General features: G+C 52.9%; 19 protein-coding genes and 2 pseudogenes. 10 read left to right on the top strand and 11 right to left on the bottom strand.

The annotated features are described in order from the left end of the window. The first annotated feature begins 4 nt into the window (after positions 1–4). The 4 genes from BQ5383_RS13110 to BQ5383_RS13095 all read left to right on the top strand — a co-directional run bounded on the left by BQ5383_RS13110 (position 5) and on the right by BQ5383_RS13095 (position 3445). Complete coding sequence (locus BQ5383_RS13110; RefSeq protein WP_071432652.1) at positions 5–871, top strand: CbrC family protein; 867 nt, start codon at positions 5–7, stop codon at positions 869–871. A 16-nt stretch (positions 872–887) separates the two neighbouring features. Continuing rightward, a complete protein-coding gene (locus BQ5383_RS13105; protein ID WP_071432649.1) occupies positions 888–1997 on the top strand; it encodes a hypothetical protein in 1110 nt (369 codons plus the stop codon). 143 nt (positions 1998–2140) lie between these two features. Continuing rightward, positions 2141–2725 carry a hypothetical protein gene (locus BQ5383_RS13100; RefSeq protein WP_139193433.1) on the top strand — a complete coding sequence of 195 codons (585 nt, stop codon included), beginning with the start codon at positions 2141–2143 and terminating at the stop codon, positions 2723–2725. Between the two features lie 360 nt (positions 2726–3085). After that, a complete protein-coding gene (locus tag BQ5383_RS13095; protein ID WP_139193432.1) occupies positions 3086–3445 on the top strand; it encodes a hypothetical protein in 360 nt (119 codons plus the stop codon). A 13-nt stretch (positions 3446–3458) separates the two neighbouring features. Here BQ5383_RS13095 and BQ5383_RS21355 read toward each other — a convergent pair whose 3' ends face one another. Further along, a complete protein-coding gene (locus tag BQ5383_RS21355) occupies positions 3459–3638 on the bottom strand; it encodes a hypothetical protein (protein WP_071432643.1) in 180 nt (59 codons plus the stop codon). A 145-nt stretch (positions 3639–3783) separates the two neighbouring features. Between BQ5383_RS21355 and BQ5383_RS13085 the strand changes: the two genes are divergently transcribed. The 3 genes from BQ5383_RS13085 (at position 3784) to BQ5383_RS13075 (ending at position 6510) form a co-directional block, all read left to right on the top strand. Next, positions 3784–4560: a hypothetical protein gene (locus BQ5383_RS13085; RefSeq protein WP_071432642.1), complete on the top strand. Its 777-nt coding sequence runs from the start codon at positions 3784–3786 to the stop codon at positions 4558–4560. Positions 4561–4572: 12 nt separating this feature from the next. Then, entirely contained in the window at positions 4573–5277 is a 705-nt protein-coding gene (locus BQ5383_RS13080) for a hypothetical protein (RefSeq protein WP_071432639.1), read from the top strand. A gap of 192 nt (positions 5278–5469) precedes the next feature. Further along, positions 5470–6510 carry a suppressor of fused domain protein gene (locus BQ5383_RS13075; protein WP_071432637.1) on the top strand — a complete coding sequence of 347 codons (1041 nt, stop codon included), beginning with the start codon at positions 5470–5472 and terminating at the stop codon, positions 6508–6510. 286 nt (positions 6511–6796) lie between these two features. Here BQ5383_RS13075 and nadE read toward each other — a convergent pair whose 3' ends face one another. The 5 genes from nadE to BQ5383_RS13050 all read right to left on the bottom strand — a co-directional run bounded on the left by nadE (position 6797) and on the right by BQ5383_RS13050 (position 13926). Then, entirely contained in the window at positions 6797–7531 is a 735-nt protein-coding gene (gene nadE / locus BQ5383_RS13070; protein ID WP_071432636.1) for an NAD(+) synthase, read from the bottom strand. A 3-nt stretch (positions 7532–7534) separates the two neighbouring features. Then, positions 7535–8725, bottom strand: coding sequence for an LL-diaminopimelate aminotransferase (locus BQ5383_RS13065; protein WP_071432634.1), 1191 nt, complete (start codon positions 8723–8725; stop codon positions 7535–7537). Next, a complete protein-coding gene (dapF, locus tag BQ5383_RS13060; RefSeq protein WP_071432632.1) occupies positions 8725–9513 on the bottom strand; it encodes a diaminopimelate epimerase in 789 nt (262 codons plus the stop codon). The genes BQ5383_RS13065 and dapF overlap by 1 nt, the downstream gene beginning before the upstream one ends. 371 nt (positions 9514–9884) lie before the next feature. Continuing rightward, the gene (asnB, locus tag BQ5383_RS13055; RefSeq protein ID WP_071432630.1) at positions 9885–11468 is read right to left on the bottom strand and encodes an asparagine synthase B; all 1584 of its coding nucleotides are present in this window, start codon (positions 11466–11468) and stop codon (positions 9885–9887) included. Positions 11469–11829: 361 nt separating this feature from the next. Beyond that, positions 11830–13926, bottom strand: a complete 2097-nt coding sequence (locus BQ5383_RS13050) for a glutamine synthetase III family protein (RefSeq protein ID WP_071432628.1) — start codon at positions 13924–13926, stop codon at positions 11830–11832. Between the two features lie 790 nt (positions 13927–14716). On the opposite strand from BQ5383_RS13050, the gene BQ5383_RS13045 reads away from it, so the two are divergent. The 3 genes from BQ5383_RS13045 (at position 14717) to BQ5383_RS13030 (ending at position 18358) form a co-directional block, all read left to right on the top strand. After that, complete coding sequence (locus BQ5383_RS13045; protein WP_071432625.1) at positions 14717–15811, top strand: class II glutamine amidotransferase; 1095 nt, start codon at positions 14717–14719, stop codon at positions 15809–15811. 2 nt (positions 15812–15813) lie between these two features. Continuing rightward, entirely contained in the window at positions 15814–17319 is a 1506-nt protein-coding gene (locus tag BQ5383_RS13040; protein ID WP_071432623.1) for a glutamate synthase-related protein, read from the top strand. 316 nt (positions 17320–17635) lie between these two features. Further along, positions 17636–18358 (top strand): GltB/FmdC/FwdC-like GXGXG domain-containing protein, encoded by a 723-nt coding sequence (locus tag BQ5383_RS13030; protein WP_071432619.1) that lies wholly within the window; start codon positions 17636–17638, stop codon positions 18356–18358. 334 nt (positions 18359–18692) lie between these two features. Here BQ5383_RS13030 and BQ5383_RS13025 read toward each other — a convergent pair whose 3' ends face one another. The 5 genes and pseudogenes from BQ5383_RS13025 to BQ5383_RS20825 form a co-directional block, all read right to left on the bottom strand. Then, positions 18693–19289 (bottom strand): recombinase zinc ribbon domain-containing protein, encoded by a 597-nt coding sequence (locus BQ5383_RS13025; protein ID WP_235821983.1) that lies wholly within the window; start codon positions 19287–19289, stop codon positions 18693–18695. Positions 19290–19368: 79 nt separating this feature from the next. Further along, positions 19369–20298, bottom strand: a pseudogene (locus BQ5383_RS13020) (ABC transporter permease); the annotation flags it as partial. Beyond that, positions 20295–20636: pseudogene (locus BQ5383_RS13015) on the bottom strand (ABC transporter ATP-binding protein); the annotation flags it as partial. The pseudogenes BQ5383_RS13020 and BQ5383_RS13015, both read right to left, overlap by 4 nt. 452 nt (positions 20637–21088) lie before the next feature. After that, complete coding sequence (guaA, locus tag BQ5383_RS13010) at positions 21089–22639, bottom strand: glutamine-hydrolyzing GMP synthase (protein WP_071432617.1); 1551 nt, start codon at positions 22637–22639, stop codon at positions 21089–21091. Then, positions 22593–22814 (bottom strand): hypothetical protein, encoded by a 222-nt coding sequence (locus BQ5383_RS20825; protein WP_139193431.1) that lies wholly within the window; start codon positions 22812–22814, stop codon positions 22593–22595. The genes guaA and BQ5383_RS20825 overlap by 47 nt, the downstream gene beginning before the upstream one ends. Positions 22815–22843 lie beyond the last annotated feature (29 nt).

Below are 22843 nucleotides of genomic sequence, written 5' to 3'. Positions count from 1 at the left end.
GTTCATGAATGAATACTTAAAACGATACATTGAGCTCCAAAAGCAATTTTGCCAGACACAAGGAAATCCGGACAGCGTCCGTGCCCTCTACGCTTTTAAGGTGGAACTGGAACAGAGCGGGGATAAACAGGCCAAAGATGTACTGGTGGATGTATATGATCTGCTGGATTTTAAGAAGGACGCCTACGAGCTGCTCTGCCAAATTGGAAATCACTCCGATAAAAAAACTCTCAAGCGGCTGGGGGTTTTGAAAGAATATGCCGAACACTGGGGCAATGATTATGCCCTGCCCAAGCCTGAAACACCGGAGGAAAAGCAGAAAGAGCAGGAGCGCTGGGTCCAGCTGGGCCTGCCCTTCTTCCGGTATCACCCGAACCCTGTGGAAACCGGTGCTTTTAAGGAATCCGCAGATGGTGTTGTCTGCGACTGCTGCGGCAAGACAACCCACATTTTCTATTACAAAGGTCCATTCTTCTCTGAAAAAGACATGGATTATTTGTGCCCGTCGTGCATCGCCAGCGGTGAAGCGGCCCGAAAATTTGATGGCGAATTTCAGGATGAATACTCATTGGACGATGGTGTGGACGATCCGGAGAAGCTGGATGAGCTCATCCACCGAACTCCCGGTTACTCGGGCTGGCAGCAGGAATACTGGCGCGCCCACTGCGGCGACTACTGCGCCTTTCTGGGCTATGTGGGTGCCAAAGAACTGCGGGCCCTGGGTGTGCTGGAGGATGTGCTGGATGACCCCATGTGGGATGAGGAGCAGAAGGAAATGATCCGCCAATCCGTCAATGGCGGACATCTGCAATGCTATCTGTTCCAGTGCCTCCACTGCGGAAAGCACCTGCTCTGGATGGATTTTGATTGAGGAGGTGCCTGCGCCCATGGAAAAAACCTTTCTCAACCCCACCACAAACAAACAGTGGCGGATTGAAATAGACGGCCATACCATCCGAACCTGCCTGAGCGGCGGGAAGATCAAGGAAATCCTGTGCGACTCCGCCTTTCAGGTCAAAATCAAGGCAGCCAGCGCCATGATGGGCCAGATGAGGAAAGGATTTGTCTATCAGAATCCAGATGCCACTGTTGGAGAAGCTCGGTGCCACCGGTTTGTTGGAAAGGACAGTAACAGCTTTATGCCTCTGGCATCCTCTCCCTCCAGGAGTGACTTCTTCCTGACGAGGGTAGCCGGAGATTTTGAGGACGAGATCCTCTATCACTTTAGCAGCAATGGGGAGGTCCTGGAAACGTTTTCTCTGGGTGCCAAGCGGATGACCTATGAGCAGGTCCTCTGCCCCAATGATGCCCTGCTGCTGAACAACGGCTATCTTTTGGAGCAGTTCTCCCTCCGTACCCATGAGATCACCCCCTTTGCCAACAAGAAAAACAGCATGAGAACCATGCTGGACCAGAGCGGCGACCTGGCCCTGTGGTACACGGGCGAGGAGATCGTCGTCTTTGACTTTGGGCGAGGTACAGAGGTGTGGCAGGAAACGGTAAAATGCAGGAAGTCAAAAGACCCGAATTTTGCCTATTACTGCTTCGGGATGCTCTCCCCCCGGCAGAGCAAAGCGGTCTACCGTGTCACTGAGGGGGAGTATGTGCTGGTCGATCTCAAGTCTGCCCAAAAAGTAGTGATTCCCAATGAGGGCTGGCATCCCTTCTTCTCCCCGGATGATCAGTGCTTCTCCGTTGGCGGGAAATTCTATCTGACCCAGACCGGAGAGGAAACAGCCAATCCCTTCCCCTTTGCCGTCCCACAGGGACTGAACTTTTCAGATACCTGCATCGTGCGGACAAGAGGCAATCTCATGGCCGTTCAGCAGGATCGTGGCAGCTCTCCCATAGAGCTGTGGGATTTTGGCAGCGGCCAGCTGCTGGCCACCATCGATGATCCCTTTGTGGTGCGGCAGGTGAATTTCGCCTTTACGGGGAGCGCTCTTGTGCTGCACACCGATTATGGGGCCATGAGCATCTATTCCTGTGCCCTCTGAAACAGAGGAATGGACTATGGGACATCATCTTTTGGCCCGGAAAAAGCGCAGTTCAAGATAAAGCGGAAAAGTACGACGACACAAAAAGTATCGAACATTTTTCAAAAATACCGATACTGTCGATAAAGTGGAAACGCTCAAAATTGAAACCTTTATTTCAAAACTCAATTTTGAGCTATGGGGGCAGCTGGCAATCAAAGCAGTTCGCCCGTAAGGAAAAGCATATGCAGAAATCCATTTATTTTACACAAGCTGATCATATTCTGTCACAAGCAGGTCAGATGCCTTTTCTTGCAGAACTGAAAGAAGGGGCTGAGAATGAACTTCATATCACCATTTTGAGCGCAGTGGTGGACGAAAATCCCCACACCGGCAATTCTTGCGGAAATCCCATTATGGACCAAATTCTCACGCAGTGTAGGCCAATTGTCCCTGACACGTCCCAAAAATTTGATATTGTATTTGAGAACTACATCATCTATCAAATCAGAAATGAGTCCTACTGTTCTTTTGATGAGTCAGAAAAAGGGACCGGAACATATCTAATACAATTTGAAAAATCTCGTTTTTTGGACTACCTGTCCACTGTAACCGATGCACAGCAACTACAAGACGGCTCCTTTTATCCAGCGCCCTGGAAACACTACGGGATATACACACAAAATCACATTGTGGATGTCATTGCTCAGGAGGAACCAAAAATATTTTACTCAGCAAATGAGCAATAGCCTCCGGGAAGAATCGTCCTGCAGGACGGGGAAGGAACAGTTATCTTCAGCCCGTACCGCTTTTGTGAGCTGCTTAAATACCTGATGGTGGAACTGGCAGGTATCTCCCACGAGCCTGCCGCCCAATTGGTGGAACAGGCCCCGCTGTCTGTACCTCCGATGATATCACCACAGTTGGGTCATACAGTCATGAACATTGCTGTTTCTGGGCGACGCATATCTGTTATGGGCACTGTCACCGGCAGAAGGCCATCCCCGCCCAGGCGGAGGATATGGATGCTGATATAAAAACCGGAAGATCGAATCATACAGGAGCACCATCTGAAAGAACACTTTCAGTGGAAATGAGAGGTGAAATTTGTGATAGAGAAACAGATGTTGGAACTGCTGGATCATCTGAGCAGAATCAATTTTGAAGAATTGGACATAGATGATTTTCTGGAACAGCGGGACAATGACCCTTTTGATGGAGAATGGATGCGGGTTTATCAAGCCGTTGAAGCACTGAAAACGGGAAACGTTGTTGATGATACCAAAGAAATTGAAGAGAAAGCATATCTTACAGTCTATGAAAAATCAGAGGATGATGAGTTGGCTGGATACATCTCTGATGACTTTGGTTTGATCGCGGACAGCAGACGTCTGGACTGCTCAGACCAATGGCTGGACAAGCTGATTGCCTGTTATGAGGAAGAGAAGCTCCCTTGCGGAATACTTTGAAGGAGACAGGGAATCAACGAGAGAGGCTCTCACCACCAGCGGCCGCCGCTTTTCCAGTATGGAAGGTTTCTGTAAAGAGCTGGAGCGGGTGTTCACCTTGGGTTAGGACCGGAAGATCGGCGGGAACCTGAACACCTTCAATGATATCCTCCAGGGCGGTTTTGGTGGGCATAAATACGGCCAGCTCATCCATATAAATGGCCGGCCTATGAAAAAAGCGTCCATGATCCCAGCAAAGAGACCGTGGACACCATTACGGAAATCAGTTTGGATGCGGATAATTCCAGGCACGACTGTACCCTGAAATGGCTTTAATAAAGCAAAAAGGAGGCATCATTATGGGACTTGATATTTATGCGGGAACACTGACCCGATACTATTCCCACAACTGGAAGACGGTTGTTCAGCAATGGGCGGAGGCAAACGGCTACTCCTTCCAAAAAATCACCCCAAACGGAGAATCCGTGGAAGAGGAGGAAATGAACCCAGCAGAGATCCAGACGGCGGTGGAGAGCTGGCGGGATCAGGTGCTGGCTGCCATTTGCCAGCCGAGACAGACACCCTATACCCCCTGGCCGGAGGACAACGAACGCCCCTATTACACCGACAAACCGGATTGGGACGCCTTCGGCGCCATGCTGCTGGTAGCCGCCTGCCATGTGTATGGGGAACCGGTACCGCCCACTGTGGAAAAAGACTGGGATTTTTTTGCCCATCCCACAGTAGCACGCCTGGCGGAGGATCCGGAGAGGACTTGGTCCTTGTTCCGGGGCGCGACCTGGTGGCTGCCGCTGTCAGATGCCATCATGTTCCAGGGGTCCATGCCCAACAATAATCCGGCCACTTTCAGCACCACAGGCGGCCTGCGCAAAGAGCTGGAATGGCTGAATCAATTGGCATGGCAGGCGGATGAGGACACCGTCCTGCGCTGGAGCGAGACGGAGGGCTATCCTACAGACGGCATTATCCCAGCAAGCGGAGAAATCAGCAAAGCTGATATCAAAGAGCACACCCAGTATGATACGCAATCATTGGCCAAGTTCGCCTTTTCCATGTTCTGGCAGGCGATGCGGTTTGCGGAACAAAACCAGACACCGATTTTACTGGATTTTTAAGGAGAAACGCATATGGCAGGCTATATAACATACTGGCCTCAGGAACAGCTGAGAAAGCTGAAAAAGGCCGGAGATTACGGACCAATCAAAGTGGTGTTGGGCAGCGTTCACACCAAAATGCCCTCCATCGCCAAGGTAAAAGTTGGAGATGTGATTTATCCCGTAACATTATCCGGGGGAACATTGATCGTCTTGGCCCGGTTGCCGGTAGAGCGGGTGGAGACCGGATTTGACTATCTTCTGCGGGAGACCGGAGATTATAGCGGCGCTTTGATCCCTGAAGGGGTTGCCCTGGAGTGTCGCCCCTTTCGCGGCGAAGATGTTGTAATGTATAGTATGGCATCAGGCGCAGTAAAGAAAAAGGAGGATCTGCCTGCCGGAATTCGGATTGAACATATTCGCAATCCGGTCCCGCACCTCTGCCATCAGGAGCCGTTTAATTGCTGCACCCAGACAGCAGCCAGCGGCAATCACGGTTCCACTATTGCGCCGCGTCCCATTCCCCCGCACCTGATTCCGCAGCTTTTATTTGGTCCTACCAAATCCAGGCAAAAGCCGCTGCGGACCAATGAGAAAGGTGAACTGACGGTGATGTCTTTATCCGGCTTTGTAAGAAAAATGAGCGATGAAACCAAGAGGATTTTTGACTCGGTTTTTGAGGAGGATGAAAATGCGGGTTCCATTGGAGGAACGGAGGTCAATCCGCTGAACTCTTGACGGAATTTTGCCAAGGGTAGAGGTTATGGAGCAAAAGCGGCTGTCAGACATATTTGAGAAAGCGCTGACCCACCTCTGAAACCAACTGGGTCTGGCATCTGATGGTCAATCCCCCAAAACTGCCTGAGGAGATCGTCCGGCAGAATCCGGCATTTTTGATTCGAATTATTCCCTGACAACAAGGAGGAAAAAATGAGTAACGAAACTGAACTGAACCAAGCAGGATTCGATGCCATCGCCCATGCCATGGGACAGCTTTACCCCGGACAGAAGGGATTTTACTATGGCACTGTCATTCCCGCTTTCCTGGGCGGCAATGATCCCCTGGATGGCGTGGAGGTCTGGAAAAGCGAGCGGGGCATCCCTCATTGGCATTATGTCACCTATGGCTTTACCGAGCTGTACCAAAAGGAAAGTGATGATCCTAAGGAAAGCGGCTATGGTTTTGAGTTGACCTTTCGCCTGAAAAGGGAGGGGGAGGAAGAGCCTCCTGTCTGGCCGGTGAACCTGCTGCAAAACCTGGCCCGGTATGTATTTTCCAGCGGAAATGTTTTTGGTCCGGGACATCATATGAACGCCAACGGCCCCATCGCTCTGGAAAGCGACACTCAGCTTACCGCCCTTGCCTTCCGGACAGATCCGGAGCTGGGAGAGCTTGATACCCCCAATGGACATATGATCTTTCTGCAGGCGGTAGGCATCACCCATGATGAGATGGAAGCGCTGATGTGCTGGAATGGGGAAAAGTTTCTCAGGGCGATGGAGGAGAAGATCCCCCTTTGTATTGCAGATCTGGCCAGAGGATCTTTGATGGAATCCCCCTCTTTCCGCAGCCTATGGCAGCAGGGGGTGGAAAAAGACGGCTCCTCCACCGGTTTTCTGTACATGGACGAAATCGGCGCAAAGCTCAGTGCCGGAACAGTAACGCTGCGTTTTGGAGCCGGCCATATTCAGACTTTGCTCAATATGCTCCAGGCCAGAGTAGGCAAAGGACGTGATCTGTATCTTCAGGGAGAGGACGCTTCTGTCTTCTTCCAGCCAGGTGAATTCGCCGCTGCCATGGAGAATGATACTCTGGTGCTGCGGCTGCCTTCCCAGGCTTTGGATGAGCTGCGGGCCATCCTCCGTTCCCATGCCGGTGTGTACCCATTATCCAGCGTCCCCATCACAGTGGAACTGGTCCCCACTGAAATTACAGACGCACGCGGAAACACCATCAGAGTGATTGAATAGCCCTTCCCTGTCTATGGTGCCCCGATGCACCGGATATCCCTCTTTTTTCCTGCCCGGGAAGGGAGATGCTCACTCTCATCCCCTAAGGAACAACGTCGTGGCTGTCCTCTCGCTTTCCATTTTAAACAAATGGGCTGCGCTCTTTGAAGGCGTTTGAAAGCATCCCGGTGCCTTCGCTTTCAGAAAATATGCCCCTTCTCCCCTTCCCTACCACAAAAAACAGCAGTGCGTGGCCCCTTACAGACGGCCTGCACACTGCTGTTTTTCATTGCTACCCTTTTACCGTTTATTCTGTTTTTCCATAGCAAATAACGCCCTGACGCTTGTGCTCACTCTTCCGGTGCAGCTGCTCTACCCGCTGCCTTTGACCGTCCGGCAGCTCCTCGCCCCTGAGAAAAGCGTCCAGCGCCTTATAGGTTACCCCCATCTCCCCCTCGTCGGTCTGTCCGTCAAAGAGGGCCGCTGATGGGGCTTTTTCCTGTACCCGCCGGGGAGCGTCCAGATACCGGAGAAATTCATAAATCTCGGTAACGGTCAGGTCCGCAATGGGATTAAAATCGCAGGCTCCATCGCCCCATTTGGTGAAATACCCCACATAGGCCTCGCTCCGGTTGCCTGTACCGGCTACCAGACGATTCTCCGAGGCGGCCACGGCGTAAAGGGTGAGCATCCGTATCCGGGGAGCCAGGTTGCCAAGCGCCCCCTCGTTGAGAACGGTCACCCCATCCAGGGCTTTCCGCTCCGCTTCCTTCACCGGCGTCAGGTCCACCGTGCGGGTTTCGATGTGGTACCGCCGAGCCACTTCTTCGGCGTCTGCCGCGTCCTCATCATAATTCCGTTTGGTGGTGCAGGGTAAAATCAAGCCCACTGTGTTGTCACAGGCGGCTTTGCAGAGAATGCCCACCAAAGCAGAATCCTTGCCGCCGCTGTTGCCGTAAACGATACCTCCACATCCGCTTTGCTCCAACACAGAGCGGATAAAGGCGATTCTTTTTTCAAATTCAGCCTCATAATCCCGCATGACTTATTTTCCCCCCAACAATTTGACCAAACGGCGGGCCGCTTCCCTGGTATCCTGGGGGCTGCCGAAGGTAGAAAAACGAAAATATCCCTCTCCACAGGCTCCAAAGCCTTCCCCTGGGGTGCCTACTACCTGAATTTTTTCCAGCAGATAGTCAAAAAATTCCCAGCTGCCCATGCCGTCGGGACATTTGACCCAGAGATACGGGGCATTTTTGCCGCCGCAATACCACAGTCCCAGCTGATCAAAGGCATCCATCAGCATCCGGGCATTGTCCTGATAAACCCGGATATTCTCCCGCACCTGCCGCTGCCCCTCGGCAGTAAATACCGCCGCCGCGCCCTTTTGGATGATGTAGGAGACACCGTTTGTCTTGGTGGTACGGTTGCGCACCCACATTTCATGAAGATTCATCCCCTGACGGGTCAAACCCTTGGGGATAATGGTATAACCCAGACGGGTGCCGGTGAAGCCTGCCGTTTTGGACAGGGAGCAAATCTCAATGGCGCAGTTTTCCGCCCCCTTCAGCTCAAAGATGCTGTGGGGCAGCGCTTTATCCTGGATAAAAGCCTCATAGGCGGCATCAAATAGGATGATGGAACCACGGCTGTTGGCGAAATCCACCCATTTTTGCAGCTGTTCCCGGCTGAATACCGCGCCGGTTGGGTTGTTGGGGGAACAGAGATAGATCAGATCTCCTTCTGTCTGTTCATCCGGCAGCGGCAGAAAGCCATTCTCTTCCCCGGCGGCCAGATGGATGATCTTCCGCCCCGCCATAATGTTGGCGTCCACATAGGCAGGATAGGCCGGTTCCATCACCAAAGCGGAGGAGGAACGGTCAAAGAGGTCCAGCAGATCCCCCAGCTCATCGCTGGCCCCGCTGGAGACAAACACCTCCTCGGGGGAAATGGTCACTCCCCGGCGGCCATAATGCTGGGAAATGGCCTGGCGGAGAAATGGCGCGCCGCACTCCGGCATATAGCCATGAAAAGTGCTTTTACTGCCCTGATCCGCCACCCCCTGGTGGAGGGCGTCAATAACGGCGGGGCAAAGGGGCAGGGAGACATCCCCAATGCCCATCCGGTACAAAACCGCCTCCGGGTGCGCCTCCAGATACGCCTGAACTTTTTGGCTGATATGATAAAACAGGTAGGAATCTTTCAAATCCCCATAGTGCAGGTTGGGTGTGATCATCAGTCTGTCTCCCCTTCATAAACAGTTTCCGCCGGGCCGGTCATGGTGACGGTGCCGTCGGGAGCTATCTGTATTTCCAGCGTGCCTCCGTCCAGATGCACCAAAATGGGGACATTACTCCGGCACAGGCCCTTATGTACCGCCGCTGCCGCGCTGGCGCAGGCTCCCGTACCGCAGGCCATGGTGACGCCGCTGCCCCGCTCCCATACCCGCATCCGCAGCTCATTGGGGGAAAGGACCTGGACAAACTCCACGTTCACCCCATCAGGGAAGGCGGGATGCCGCTCCACCTTGGGGCCCAGAGTGGTGAGAGGGGCTTCCTCCATCCTCTCCACGAAAAAGACTGCGTGAGGATTGCCCACCGAAACAGGAGTGCAGCACACCTGCTCTCCATCCACCTCCAGGGACAGATCCTCTCCCGCTTCCGCCTGGCCCATCTCAACAGCTACCGACTTGACCTTGCCTCCCATAAGATGGAGCTGAAGCTCTTTGATTCCTGACAGGGTATCGATGCGCAGCTGGGTCCGGTCGGTATAGCCCTTGTCATAGACATACTTTCCCACACAGCGAATCCCGTTGCCGCACATTTTGGCTTCACTGCCGTCAGCATTGAAGATCCGCATCTGAAAGTCCCCTTTTGAGGAGGGGGAAATATAAATCATTCCGTCGCTGCCGGCGCCGAAATGGCGGTCCGACAGTTTGCGGCAAAGCTCCTCCACATTTTCCGGAACCGGACCATAGACATATAAATAATCATTGCCCAAGCCGTGCATTTTGGTAAAGCGCATTCTACTTCCTCCTGATTTGCTGTTTGCCGCCCAAAAGGCAGATAAAAAAGCTTGGTTTTTCCATTGTTGGAATCCTGGTTATTTTACCACATCCATGGAAAGAAAGCGATCTATGGGCATAACTGCCGCTCTCAGAGATTATGGAGCTTGTGGAAAATCAGTTTTCCGCCCCTGGCAGCGGACAGCTCTCACTATCGTCCATTCCGCTCCCTTCGGTACAGCGCTGCTCAACAATATCCCCTTTTTCCTGTCAAAACCATGCAGGCAGTTTATCTGCCCTGCCAAATGGTCAAGCCCCTGAGACATGGATTTCCAAAGGCTGTTCTCATAACCCTCCCGCCGTCAGGGCTTTTTCCAGATGGCTGTTTTTCTCATTTGCCGCTGTCTCCGTAGTTGGACAACACCCGGGCGGAGGGATCATCCACATCGCAGCCCTTCCAGGAGCGGTTTGGCATCCAGAAATCGGGGATCATATCCCCCTGACCGGGATAATATTTCTCAAAAAGGTCCCGGTACAACAGAGATTCCTTGGTGAAAGGACGGGCATGGGAATATTTTCTGCATCCCGCCTCAAATTCCTCCTGGGTATACTGGGTCTCGGCATATTCCTTCAGATAGTCCACCATGGAGTGGCCCACCGCGTCGGAGAAGGCAGCCTTCTCCCGCCACAGGATATCCGCCGGGAGATATCCTCCTTTTTCGAACGCGTGGCGGAGAAGATATTTTCCCTTTCCGTACCGGTTCATCTTCAGCCAGGGGTCCACCGACATGACATACCGGACAAAATCCAGATCACCAAAGGGGACCCGGGCCTCCAGGGAGTTGACCGAAATGCATCGGTCCGCCCGAAGTACATCGTATACATGGAGCTGTCGCACCCGCTTCTGGGATTCCTCCTGAAAAGCTTTGGGCGAAGGAGCAAAATCGGTATATTTGTAGCCGAACAGCTCGTCGGAGATCTCTCCGGTGAGGAGCACCCGGATATCGGTCCGCTTATGGATGGCCTTGCACACCAGGTACATCCCGATACTTGCCCGGATGGTGGTGATGTCAAAGGTACCCAGGGTGCGGATGACCTCTTCCAGGGAGCCCACTACCTCCTCCGGGGTCATGTAGACTTCCGTATGACGGCTGCCGATATATTCCGCTACCTCTCTGGCATATTTCAGGTCGATGGCATCCTGCCGCATACCGATGGCAAAGGTACGGATGGGCGTGTTTGTCTTTCGGGCGGCAATGGCGCACACCAGAGAGGAATCCAGTCCGCCGGAAAGGAGAAAACCAACCTTGGCGTCGGATACCAGCCGTTTTTCCACCCCGGCGATGAGCTTCCTGCGGATGTTCTCGCACACCGTCTCCAGACTGTCCTGACAGTAAGTGTCCACCTGGGCGATATCACAATAACGGTGAAACACACCATCTGCGTAATAACAGCCGGGAGGGAAAGGCATGATCTGTCCCACCAGGCCCACCAGGTTTTTTGGCTCGCTGGCAAAAAGGATAGTACCCTTGGGATCGTAGCCATAATAAAGGGGGCGGATTCCGATGGGATCACGGGCTGCCAGATAGGAGCGTTTCTCCCCATCATAGATGATGCAGGCAAACTCCGCGTCCAGCATGGCGAACATCCCCGTCCCATACTCCCGGTACAAAGGCAGCAGAATCTCACAGTCGCTGTCGCTCTGGAAGGTATAGCCTTTTTTCCGCAGCATTTCCCGCAGCTTTTCAAAGCCGTAAATTTCCCCGTTGCACACCACATAGCTGTTTCCCAGCCGGAAGGGCTGCATCCCCGACGGGGTCAGCCCCATGATGGCCAGCCGGTGAAAGCCCAGCAGTCCCTTTCCTGTATCCACCACCCGGCTGTCGTCAGGACCCCGGGATACAGTACGCTCAAATCCCTTCTCAAAAACCTCTCTGCTGGCACTTTCGCCGCAGTAACCCATAATAGAACACATGGAATCGTTCCTCCTGTTGTTATTTTTTGATTCAGCATCCTAATAGGGCAAGTGCTGCGCTCGCTGTGCCACCTATTTTTGTTCTCCTTTTCCAAGCCTCAAGCAAGGCTCTGTCCACTGACGCGGGACGGTGCGGCGCACCTACTGAGAAAATTTCCGTTCAGATTGCGGCTCGAAAAGTGTTCTTCCCCCGGACCTGTCATGGAGCTTCCACCTTCCTCCACTCGCTGGAGACAGGCGCTCCGGGATACTTTTCTTTTCTCAAACGCCTTTGATTTTCCGCTTTTACCGGAGCGGAGCCGGAAACACCGGGCTGCGTTTCCTTTGGTGACACAGCCCGGCGCCTGAGGGAAACGGTCCTTTACCGAACGCTGAACAGCAGGTCCCCATAGGTGGGGAAGGGCCAGTAGCTTCTGGCAGTGAGGGTCTCCGCTTCGTCGCAGACCTTCCGCAAATGCTCCATGGCAGGCAGGACGGTGTCACGGATGAGGATGGATTCTCCCACTACATCCTCCGCCACCTTCAGCCGGGCCAGAGCCTCTTCCAGCTCACGGGTCCTCATGGCGGCGCTGTCGGTAAGCTCAGACAGCTTTTTCACCAGACCCGCTTCATAGCTGCAGGCCAAGGTGGGGTCCAGAGCCTTTTTGGCGGCGCCCGATCTGGCCACATCGGCGGCATAGGTCTCCACCGCGGGAATGATCTGGGTTTTGGCCATATCCACCATGGTGTTGCCTTCAATGACCACCGTCTTGCAGTAGTTCTCCAGCATGATATCGCACCGGGAACGGAGCTCATCCTCGGAGTAAACACCATGAGCGGTGAGCATCTCCACATTCTTTTTATCCATCAGGTGAGGCATACAGTCGGGTGTGGTGCGATAGTTGAGCAGTCCCCGCTTCTCGGTGGCCTCTCTGATCCAGCTTTCATCATAGCCGTTGCCGTTGAAGATGATGTTCTTGTGGTCCTTGATGGTTTTGCGGATCATGGAGTTGAGGGTGGTCTCAAAGTCCTCCGCCTGCTCCAGACGGTCGGCGTAGATCCGCAGGCTTTCCGCCACAGCGGCGTTAAGCATGATGTTGGCGCAGGCGATGCTGTTGGAGGAGCCCAGCATCCGGAACTCAAACTTGTTGCCGGTGAAAGCAAAGGGAGAGGTTCTGTTGCGGTCGGTGGTGTCGCGGTTGAACTCGGGCAATACATCCACACCCAAGGTCATCTGGGTCTTTTCCGCTCCCTTATAAGGTGTTCCGGTCTCGATGGCCTCCAGAACAGCCCCCAGCTCATCGCCTACAAAGATGGAAACCACTGCGGGAGGCGCTTCGTTGGCGCCCAGCCGGTGATCGTTGCCGGCGGTGGCCACAGACAGCCGCAGGAGATCCTGATAATCATCCACCGCCTTGATAACGGCGCACAAAAACAGCAGGAACTGGGCGTTCTCATAGGGTGTCTCACCGGGAGAGAGGAGGTTTTGGCCGGAATCTGTGGCGATGGACCAGTTGTTGTGTTTGCCGCTGCCGTTGACCCCGGCGAAGGGCTTCTCATGGAGCAGGCAGACCAGGCCATGTTTGGCCGCTACCTTCTGCATGATCTCCATGGTCAGCTGGTTCTGATCGGTGGCAATGTTGGTGGTAGTGTAGATGGGAGCCAGCTCATGCTGGGCGGGGGCCACTTCATTATGTTCTGTCTTGGCCAGGATTCCCAGCTTCCACAGCTGCTCGTTCAGGTCCTCCATGAAGGCTTCCACCCGGGGCTTGATGACACCAAAATAGTGATCGTCCATCTCCTGGCCTTTGGGAGGCTTGGCGCCGAAAAGGGTCCGGCCTGTAAAGCGGAGATCGGGACGCTGATCGTACATCTCCTTGGTGATGAGGAAATATTCCTGCTCCGGGCCCACCGAAGAACGGACACATTTGGCAGTATCGTTGCCGAACAGCCGCAGAATCCGCAGCGCCTGCTTGTTCAGGGCCTCCATGGAGCGCAGCAGAGGGGTCTTTTTATCCAGCGCCTGGCCGCCGTAGGAACAGAAGGCGGTGGGGATGCACAGGGTTTTGCCCTTGATAAAAGCGTAGGAAGTGGGGTCCCAGGCGGTATATCCTCTGGCCTCAAAGGTAGCACGCAGACCGCCGTTGGGGAAGGAAGATGCGTCCGGCTCCCCTTTGATCAGCTCCTTACCGGAGAACTCCATGATCACGCCGCCGTCGGGAGAGGGAGAAATAAAGCTGTCGTGCTTCTCAGCGGTGATGCCGGTGAGGGGCTGGAACCAGTGGGTGTAATGGGTGGCTCCATGGGCAACCGCCCAGTCTTTCATGGCGATGGCCACGGCATTGGCAACGCTCAGATCCAGCTGGGCTCCCTCGTCAATGGTCTTTTTCAGGGACTGATACACCGGGGCGGACAGGTTGGCTTTCATTACTCTGTCATCAAAAACCAGGCTTCCAAAATATTCCGGTACGTTTGCCATACTCAAAACTCCTTTTCCTCCATCTTTGCCCTCCTGAAAAAGGCAAAGACGCCTTGGGTACCTCATACTCCAAAGACGCCTTTGCCTTTTTACGGATATGCAGTTGAAATTTTTCCTGATAAGGGAAAAGGCGTCCTTGAGCCATTCAGCTCAAAGACGCCCTTGCCTTTATGGGTCCGAATTATACGCCCCCCTGTGGGATTTGTCAAGAGGTTTTGCAGCATTTTTTTCTTATCCTGCAAAAAACAGAAAATCGGCAGAAAATTCCATTCCGAAACGGCTCCGCTGTGGGCAGCTTGACGAAAGGAAGGCCCCAAAGCGCCTTGTCCTTCGGGACAGCTGAGCAAGAACCTTCTCACCGGACGGACGCTGCCGCTCTTATTATATCCGGCGCTGCTGTCGGGACAAGAATCATGGCCTAACAAAGCAGTGCCGGTCACTGCCTGTTATAAGTAAAAAAGAGTCTGACCGCATCCTGAGCCCAGTGGCCGAGGCGGTTTTTGGCAGGCAAAATATTTTTCCAATCGTCTGATATTCATCAAAAAACTTTTATTCTTTCATTCTTAAAAGCTCCATTTATCATCAAAAACATAGATAAAGACCAAAAATTTTAATAAGCAGTCTGTCCTATTTTACAGAATTGATGGAAAAGCGAAAATTCTCTTGACAAAGTGCAGGATGCATTGTACAATTCTTGCAAATGAGCAAAGGCGTTCATTTCGGCCCCGAAAAGATGCGGGCTGGAATGAGCGCCTTTTGCCTTTATCCTCCCCGAAAGGAAAGAAGCTCCATGAAACCAGAAGGTCAAGTACGAATTCCCTCCGGATGCGCCATTGCCGCGGTCATCTCCCGGGAAGGCCGTCCCATCTCCGGCGGGCTGATGGCCGAAGCCATGAAACCCATGCATGACCGCTCCAATGGTCTGGGCGGCGGCTTTGCGGGATACGGCATCTATCCGGAATATAAGGATTTTTATGCCCTGCATCTCTTTTTTGACCAGCGGGCCACCAGAAAAAACTGTGAGGTGTTCCTCAAGGAACGCTTTGAAATCATCAAATCCGAGATCATCCCCACCCGTAAAATTCCCGCCATCACCGGCGAACCGGTGATCTGGAGATATTTTGTCGCTCCCCTGCGGTCGGTGCTGACCTCCATGCAGCTGGATGAAAAGGAATTTGTGGCCCGCACTGTTATGTACATCAACGCCTGCGTGGACGGCGCTTATGTCTTTTCCAGCGGCAAAAATATGGGTACCTTCAAGGCTGTGGGATTCCCTGAGGATGTGGCGGAATTCTACCGTCTGGAGGAATATGAGGGCTATTCCTGGACCGCCCACGGACGCTATCCCACCAATACTCCCGGCTGGTGGGGCGGCGCCCATCCCTTCACCCTGCTGGATTATTCGGTGGTCCATAACGGGGAAATTTCCTCCTACGATGCCAACCGCCGCTTTATTGAAATGTTCGGCTATAAATGCACTCTCCAGACCGATACTGAAGTGATTACCTATATTATGGATTATCTGGTACGGGTTCAGGGGCTGACTTTGGAAGAAGCGGCCAGCGTTATCGCCGCTCCCTTCTGGAGCACCATACAGCGGAAAACCGATCTGGCGGACCGGGAAAAGCATTTGTATCTGCGAACCCTCTTTTCCAGTCTGCTCATTACCGGACCCTTCTCCATTGTGCTGGGCTTCACCGGGGGGCTGATGGCCCTCAATGACCGGCTGAAGCTCCGCTCCATGGTGGTGGGTGAAAAAGAGGACCGGGTCTACATCGCCAGCGAAGAAGCCGCCATCCGGGCCGTCGAGCCTGAGGCGGAACATATTTGGGCTCCCGCGGGAGGCGAACCGGTGGTGATCCGGGTAAAGGATGGTGCTTATTAAGTATGGGAATGGAATATCTTGCTCCTGAATTTGAGGTGGTCCGCAATCGGGACCGCTGTACCAATTGCCGGATCTGCCAGCAGCAGTGCGCTCATGAGGTACACCGTTTCGACCCCAAGCGGGGTATTATGATCAGCGATGAAAGCAAATGTGTCAACTGTCAGCGCTGCGTCGCCTTCTGCCCCACCAGGGCGCTGAAAATCGTCAAAAGCGACTGCTCCTTCCGCCCCAATGCCAACTGGCGGGAAAGCGCCATCCGTGAAATTTACAAGCAGGCCAACAGCGGCGGTGTTCTTCTCTCCTCCATGGGAAACCCCAACGATCTGCCGGTGTACTGGGACCGGCTGCTTCTCAACGCTTCCCAGGTGACCAATCCCTCCATCGACCCTCTGCGGGAGCCAATGGAGACCAAGGTTTTTCTGGGGAAAAAGCCCCAGCGGATTACCCGGGATGAAACTGGGAAATTAAACTGCCAGCTGCCCCCTCAGATTGAGTTATCCATGCCGGTGATGTTTTCAGCTATGAGCTATGGCTCCATCAGCTACAATGCTCACGCATCCCTGGCCCGGGCCGCCTCGGAACTGGGCATCCTCTATAATACCGGCGAAGGCGGCCTTCACGAGGATTTTTACCGTTACGGCCCCAACACCATCGTCCAGGTGGCTTCCGGCCGCTTCGGTGTACATGAAGGGTATCTCAACGCCGGCGCTGCCATTGAAATCAAAATCGGCCAGGGAGCAAAACCCGGCATCGGCGGACATCTGCCCGGGGCTAAGATCGTAGGGGATGTTTCCCGCACCAGGATGATCCCTGAGGGCTCCGATGCCATCTCCCCTGCCCCCCATCATGACATCTATTCCATCGAGGATCTGCGTCAGCTGGTCTATTCTCTCAAGGAAGCCACCCGGTATCAAAAGCCGGTGATCGTCAAAGTGGCGGCGGTCCACAACATTGCCGCCATCGCCAGCGGCATCGCCCGCAGCGGCGCCGATATCATTGCCATTGACGGTTTCCGGGGCGGTACTGGAGCTGCTCCCACCATGATCCGGGACCATGTGGGCATTCCCATTGAACTGGCCCTGGCGGCAGTGGACCAGCGCCTGCGGGAGGAAGGCATCCGCAGTGACGTCTCGTTGGTGGTGGGCGGCAGCATCCGCAGCGCCGCCGATGTAGTCAAAGCGGTGGCACTGGGAGCGGACGCCTGTTATATCGGCACAGCGGCCTTACTGGCTTTGGGCTGCCATCTCTGCCGCACCTGTCAAAGCGGAAAGTGCAGCTGGGGCATTGCCACTCAGCGGCCGGAGCTGGTCAGCCGCCTGGATCCCGACACAGGCAGCCGGCGGCTGGTGAACCTGATGACCGCCTGGCATCATGAGATCATGGAGTTTATGGGAGGCATGGGCATCAACTCCATTGAAGCCCTCCGGGGCAATCGTCTGATGCTTCGGGGACTGGGGCTGACGGAACGGGAATTGTCTGTGCTGGGCGTTGCTCATGCCGGAGAGTAAAACACTCCATCAGCAGCAAGTAAAAAAGCGGCAGCATTGGCTTTTATAATCTGCCATGGCAGAAGATCACGACTGCAGAAAAGCCTGATTTTTATCCCTCGACCCGCGCCCACCGGGACGCGAAACCGGGGGAGCGCCGCTGGTTTCGTCAGAAACCAAGCGGCGTATCCTGGGGGGGATTTGATACCTCCAGGAAGCGTGTCGAACTTTTTGACACGCTCATCTTCGCTGACTGAAAACACCGGGGCAGCACATTTGCCCATAAAAAGTACACCGGGGTGAAAGGACCGGAAGCAAAAGAAAGGTAGGGTATCAGATGACGCTCATTGATGTGACGGGACTGGATCACAGGTCCCTGAATGAAAAACTGCGGGAGGCGGACGGTCCCGTCACCCTCACCGGCTGCTGCGGACAGCGGTTCATCGCCGCCGGAATGTCCGGGCCGGAGCTGACGGTTGAAGGAATCCCCGGCAACGCCCTGGGCGCTTACCTGAACGGCGCTTCCATCACTGTGGACGGCAACGCTCAGGACGCTGTAGGTGACACCATGAACGAGGGCCGCATCATCGTCCGGGGCAGCATCGGGGACGCAGCCGGTTACGCTATGCGGGGCGGACAGCTTTTTGTACGGAACAATGCCGGATACCGGGCCGGAATTCATATGAAAGCTTACAAGGATAAAGTCCCCCTGCTGATCATCGGCGGCACTGCCGGCAGCTTTTTGGGAGAATACCAGGCGGGAGGCGTCATCATCATTCTGGGGCTTGGTCGGGATAAGCAGCGGATCGTAGGCAATTTTCCCTGTACCGGTATGCACGGCGGCAAACTGTTCCTGCGCTGCACTCCTGAGGAGGTACTCTTCCCCAATCAGGTAACGGCCTCTCCCGCTTCTCCCGATGATCTGGAGGAGCTGCGGCAATATCTCATCCCCTACTGCCAGGTATTCAACCTTGATCTGGAAGAGATTTTGGCGTCGCCTTTCACCATTGCTGTCCCTTGCAGCAGCAATCCTTATAAACAAATGTATGTGAGCAATTAAATCTTCTCATTCAGAGGCTCCAAAAACAGCGGGTTTGACGTTTTTCCAATGGGTCTTCAGCCAATAAATCCGTTCCCTTTTGGAGTCACTTTAATTTGCCTCAAAATCTACAAAATGTTTTTCTTCAAGACAATCTGCCCTGCCGTACTCTGATAAAAAGCACGGCTTCCGAAAGCGGTGAGCAAAGCGTCTGACGAAAAATCTTACAAAGAAAAAGGGAACTGACTGATCGATCAAGATCAAACAGTTCCCTTTTTACCAACCATGTAAAGCGTCGGTGTACAAGGGGTACAAACGAGATAAAATAGAAATGAGGGGCGATAGAGCGGAAATATCAGATTTTCCACTCTATCTGAACACGGTCGCTGGTGGCCTTGATTGTAGAAATCAAGCCATCGGCGGCTTTTCTTTTGTCGTCAAAATCTATGCTCTCCCAGTTGTCGAGATAATAGGAAAGTTTCTTTATCTGCTGGGGCGATATGGTTTCGACGCTCAAATCGGCTATGGCTTTTGAAATGGTCTGACGGCGGGTGTCCAGTTCTTCGATTTTCTTGTTGGCGTAGGCAAGCAAGGTCGCATTGGCTCCGGTCAGCGTGTCCAGCAGTTTTTCAATTTCTGCCTCCACCTGTGCCAGCTCTACTTGATAGGCTGTCAGCTTCGGATTAACCTTTTCCTCTTGGCCGTGGAGTATCTGAAAATCTTTGAACTTCTCTTGCATGGCCGAGAAAATAAATTGCTCAAATTCTTCTTTGCGGATTTTCCCGCAGCCCGGACAACCTTTGTTTTCCGTCCGTTTGGTGCAGCGGAAATAGCCTGTGCTGTTTGGTACATGGGTGGCTTTCAGCGCATACCCACAATGCCCGCATTTGATTTTTCCGGCCAGCCAAGTGTTTTTTGGTTTCCGCCCCTGCTGGAAGGTGGTATTTGCCATGAGCTTTTTCCGGCATTTCAGCCATGTGTCAGAGGGGATCAATGCTTCATGCGGAGCAATAACAAGTATCTGGTCTTTTACGACGCCCGTAAACTTCCTTCACTCCATCCATTTCGCAGATGGATGTAAGCAGTTCCCGAGGAATCGTATTACCGCCAGCACTTGCAATATCTATATCTGATGTGGCAGCCGACTGAGGAATTAGGTAATCCACAAAATTGACCATAACAGAAAAGCTCAAAAACAGGATGATGCTAAGTGCAAAAGAACCTGTCATCAGGAATAAATTTTTCTTCCCGGAGATTGCATGGCTGACACCAAGAAGGGATTCAATTTTTCCGAAACCTACATACGGCGAATGACGCATTGTTTTTTCGTGGCCTGCATTTCCAGACACCGCTGTGATGGGAGACACCTTCGTAGCATGTTTTGCCGGAGCATTTGCGGCAATCAGTACAGTAATCAGTCCCACAAAGATACCGCAAGCAATGCCAAAAATACTAATGCCAAAGAGGGGAATATCAGAAAATTCTTCTCTGACTACAAAACGCAGTACCGCGCAAAGTCCCCATGTAGTAACAACCCCTAAAACAAGACCGATAGGGATAGCTGTTTTGCACCAGTTCAATGCCTCTAAACGGACAAAGCGGATGATCTGCTGCTTACTCATACCAATGCAGCGCATCATTCCGAAAAATTGGGTTCTCTGTGCAACGCTGCTATTCATGCTACTGGAAATCATCAAAACGCCTGCAATCAAAATCAGCAGGAACAGAACAACCGCAACAGAAAGAAGGGTTTGCCCCATGGAACTGCCGAGTAAGTCTCCAATAGAGAAACTTCCATGCTTACCAACCAATCGGGCCTGTTCCATCCGAAAACCCATTTCTGCCATACTGAATACTGCTGTTACCATAAACACAGCAAATACAATGCAAAGCAGCGTCATACGATTTTGACGGCGGTGGACTTTAGCGGAGATGGGAATGAGACTAAGATAACTTTTCATTCACGGCACCTCCCGAAATCCGTCAGTACACCATCGGATACCCTCAAAATACGGTCAGCGGTCTGGGCGATGCTTTTGCTATGCGTAATCATAACAATGGTCTGCTCATATTTTCTGGATGCTTCTTTCAGCAGCGCAATGACTTCGCTTGTGTTTTGCGTATCCAGATTGCCGGTCGGCTCGTCTGCCAAGATCAGAGAGGGACGTGTAATCAAGGCACGTCCAATAGCGACACGTTGCTGCTGGCCGCCAGAAAGTTGACTGGGAAGATGGTTCCTCCGTGCGGTCAGGTTCAGTACCGCCAGCAATTCTTCCAGATACTTTTTATTTGGCTTCTCTTTTTCTCTAATGGCATATAATAATAAAGTAAACAGGTCCAGTAAAAATGGACCGTAATCAAAACCACCAGTTGAACTGGTGGTTTGCATCAGCCCTAGAAGGGCATATTACCAGCCCGCGTCTTAAGACGCACTGAATGTTACTTCGTTTGCATCACTTGCTCCGCAGCCCGTAAACGGGCAACTGACGTCTTATTGGAAGTTTTTCCCACGGACGAAAATTTGCTCCTTGTAGCTCGCTTCGCTCGATGCTTGAAGCTAAAGCTTTTTATGGGATGCCTCCACCGGCAGAGCCGGTGGTTTCCATTGACAGAAAAAGAGAGCCAACTGACTAATCAAAATCAGTTAGCTCTCTTTTTATGAATAATGAAAAAATGTTGCCTAATCGTTGCCACAAAGGGCCTTAACCCCTCAAAAGCCCAGTAACTACAGGCTTTTCCAAGCCTCTGAAATTACTCCCATTCGATGGTTGCCGGGGGCTTGGAGGTAATGTCGTATACAATACGGTTGATACCCCGAACAGTATTGATGATCCGGCTGGAAACCTTGTCCAACACTTCATAGGGGATTCTGGCCCAGTCCGCTGTCATAAAGTCGGTGGTGGTCACACCCCGAAGGGCCAATGTGTAATCATAAGTGCGGCCATCCCCCATCACGCCCACAGAGCGCACATTGGTCAGCACCGCAAAATACTGGCTGACGGTCCGATCCAAACCGGCGTTGGCCATCTCTTCCCGGAAAATGGCATCAGCTTCCCGCAGCATATCCGCCTTTTCCTTGGTAATATCACCGATAATGCGGATAGCCAAACCCGGTCCGGGGAAGGGCTGACGCATAACCATATATTCCGGAAGTCCCAGTTCTCTTCCCAGCTGCCGGACTTCATCCTTGAACAGCAGAGACAGCGGTTCCAGCACACCTTTGAACCGCGCGACCACCTCGGGAGGAAGGAGGCGGTTGTGGTGGCTCTTGATAACGTCCGCGTCTCCTTTACCGGATTCAATGACATCAGGATAAATGGTTCCCTGAGCCAGAAAATCCTCGTTGGTGATATGGAAACGCTCCGCTTCGTCCCGGAATACATAACCGAACTCAGCGCCGATGATTTTCCTCTTGCTTTCCGGCTCAGATACACCGGCCAGCTTGATGAGGAAACGATCCTCGGCATTGACCCGAACAAAGTTTACCTTCCATTTTGAAAAAGCAGCCTCTACTTCGTCCCCCTCGTTTTTACGCATCAAGCCGTGATCAACAAAAACACAGGTCAGACGATCTCCGATCGCTTCCGCCAACAGCGCCGCCAGTACAGAGCTGTCCACGCCGCCGGAAAGAGCCAGCAGCACTCTGCCGCCGCCGATTTCTTGCCGCAGCCGCTCCACGGTGGTTTTACAAAAATTACCCATGGTCCAGTCGCCAACAGCGCCGCAGACCTCATAGAGGAAATTGCGGATCATCTTCAGGCCATTTTCGGTGTGATTGACCTCAGGATGATACTGTACCCCATAAAATCCCCGCTTTTCATCGGCGATAGCCACGTTGGGGCAGGCATCGGAATGAGCCACCAGCTTGAACCCTTCCGGAATGGCAGCCATATAGTCCCCATGGCTCATCCAGGAAATCCCCTGTTCCGGCAAGCCCTGGAAAATGGGGCATGAGGTGTCATAATAGGTCACTGTTTTTCCATATTCCCGGGCGGAATCATCCTGAGCTTCTGTTACCCGGCCACCCAAAGTGTGGGACATAAACTGGCAGCCATAGCAGATGCCCAAGATCGGCACACCCCAGGTGAAAATTTCCGGATCCACCTTGGGGGAACCATCCAGATAAACGCTGTCCGGACCACCGGTAAAAATCAGACCGATAGGATCTTTCGCCTTGAGTTCAGCCAGGGGTGTGGTATAGGGATGGACCTCGCAATAAACGCCGCATTCCCGGACGCGACGCGCGATCAGTTGATTATACTGACCGCCGAAATCCACAATCAAAACCGTTTGATGCGCCATAACTTCCTCCTTCTGGATGATTCTCCTCTTTCTTGTCAATTGACCAAAGGGGAGAAAATTTATTTCTTATTTTGCCATTTTTCACAATGGATTGCAAGAGGGAATCTATCATGAAACCTACAAAATGTGACATTAAATCAAAAAAGTTTTTATTTAATGATGAAGCTCCTTCCATTCTGAAAAAATCCTGGCTTTCCACAGGAA

It is taken from the genome of Angelakisella massiliensis (genome assembly GCF_900104675.1).
Taxonomy (GTDB): domain Bacteria; phylum Bacillota; class Clostridia; order Oscillospirales; family Ruminococcaceae; genus Angelakisella; species Angelakisella massiliensis.
This window is presented reverse-complemented; position numbering and strand designations above follow the sequence as displayed.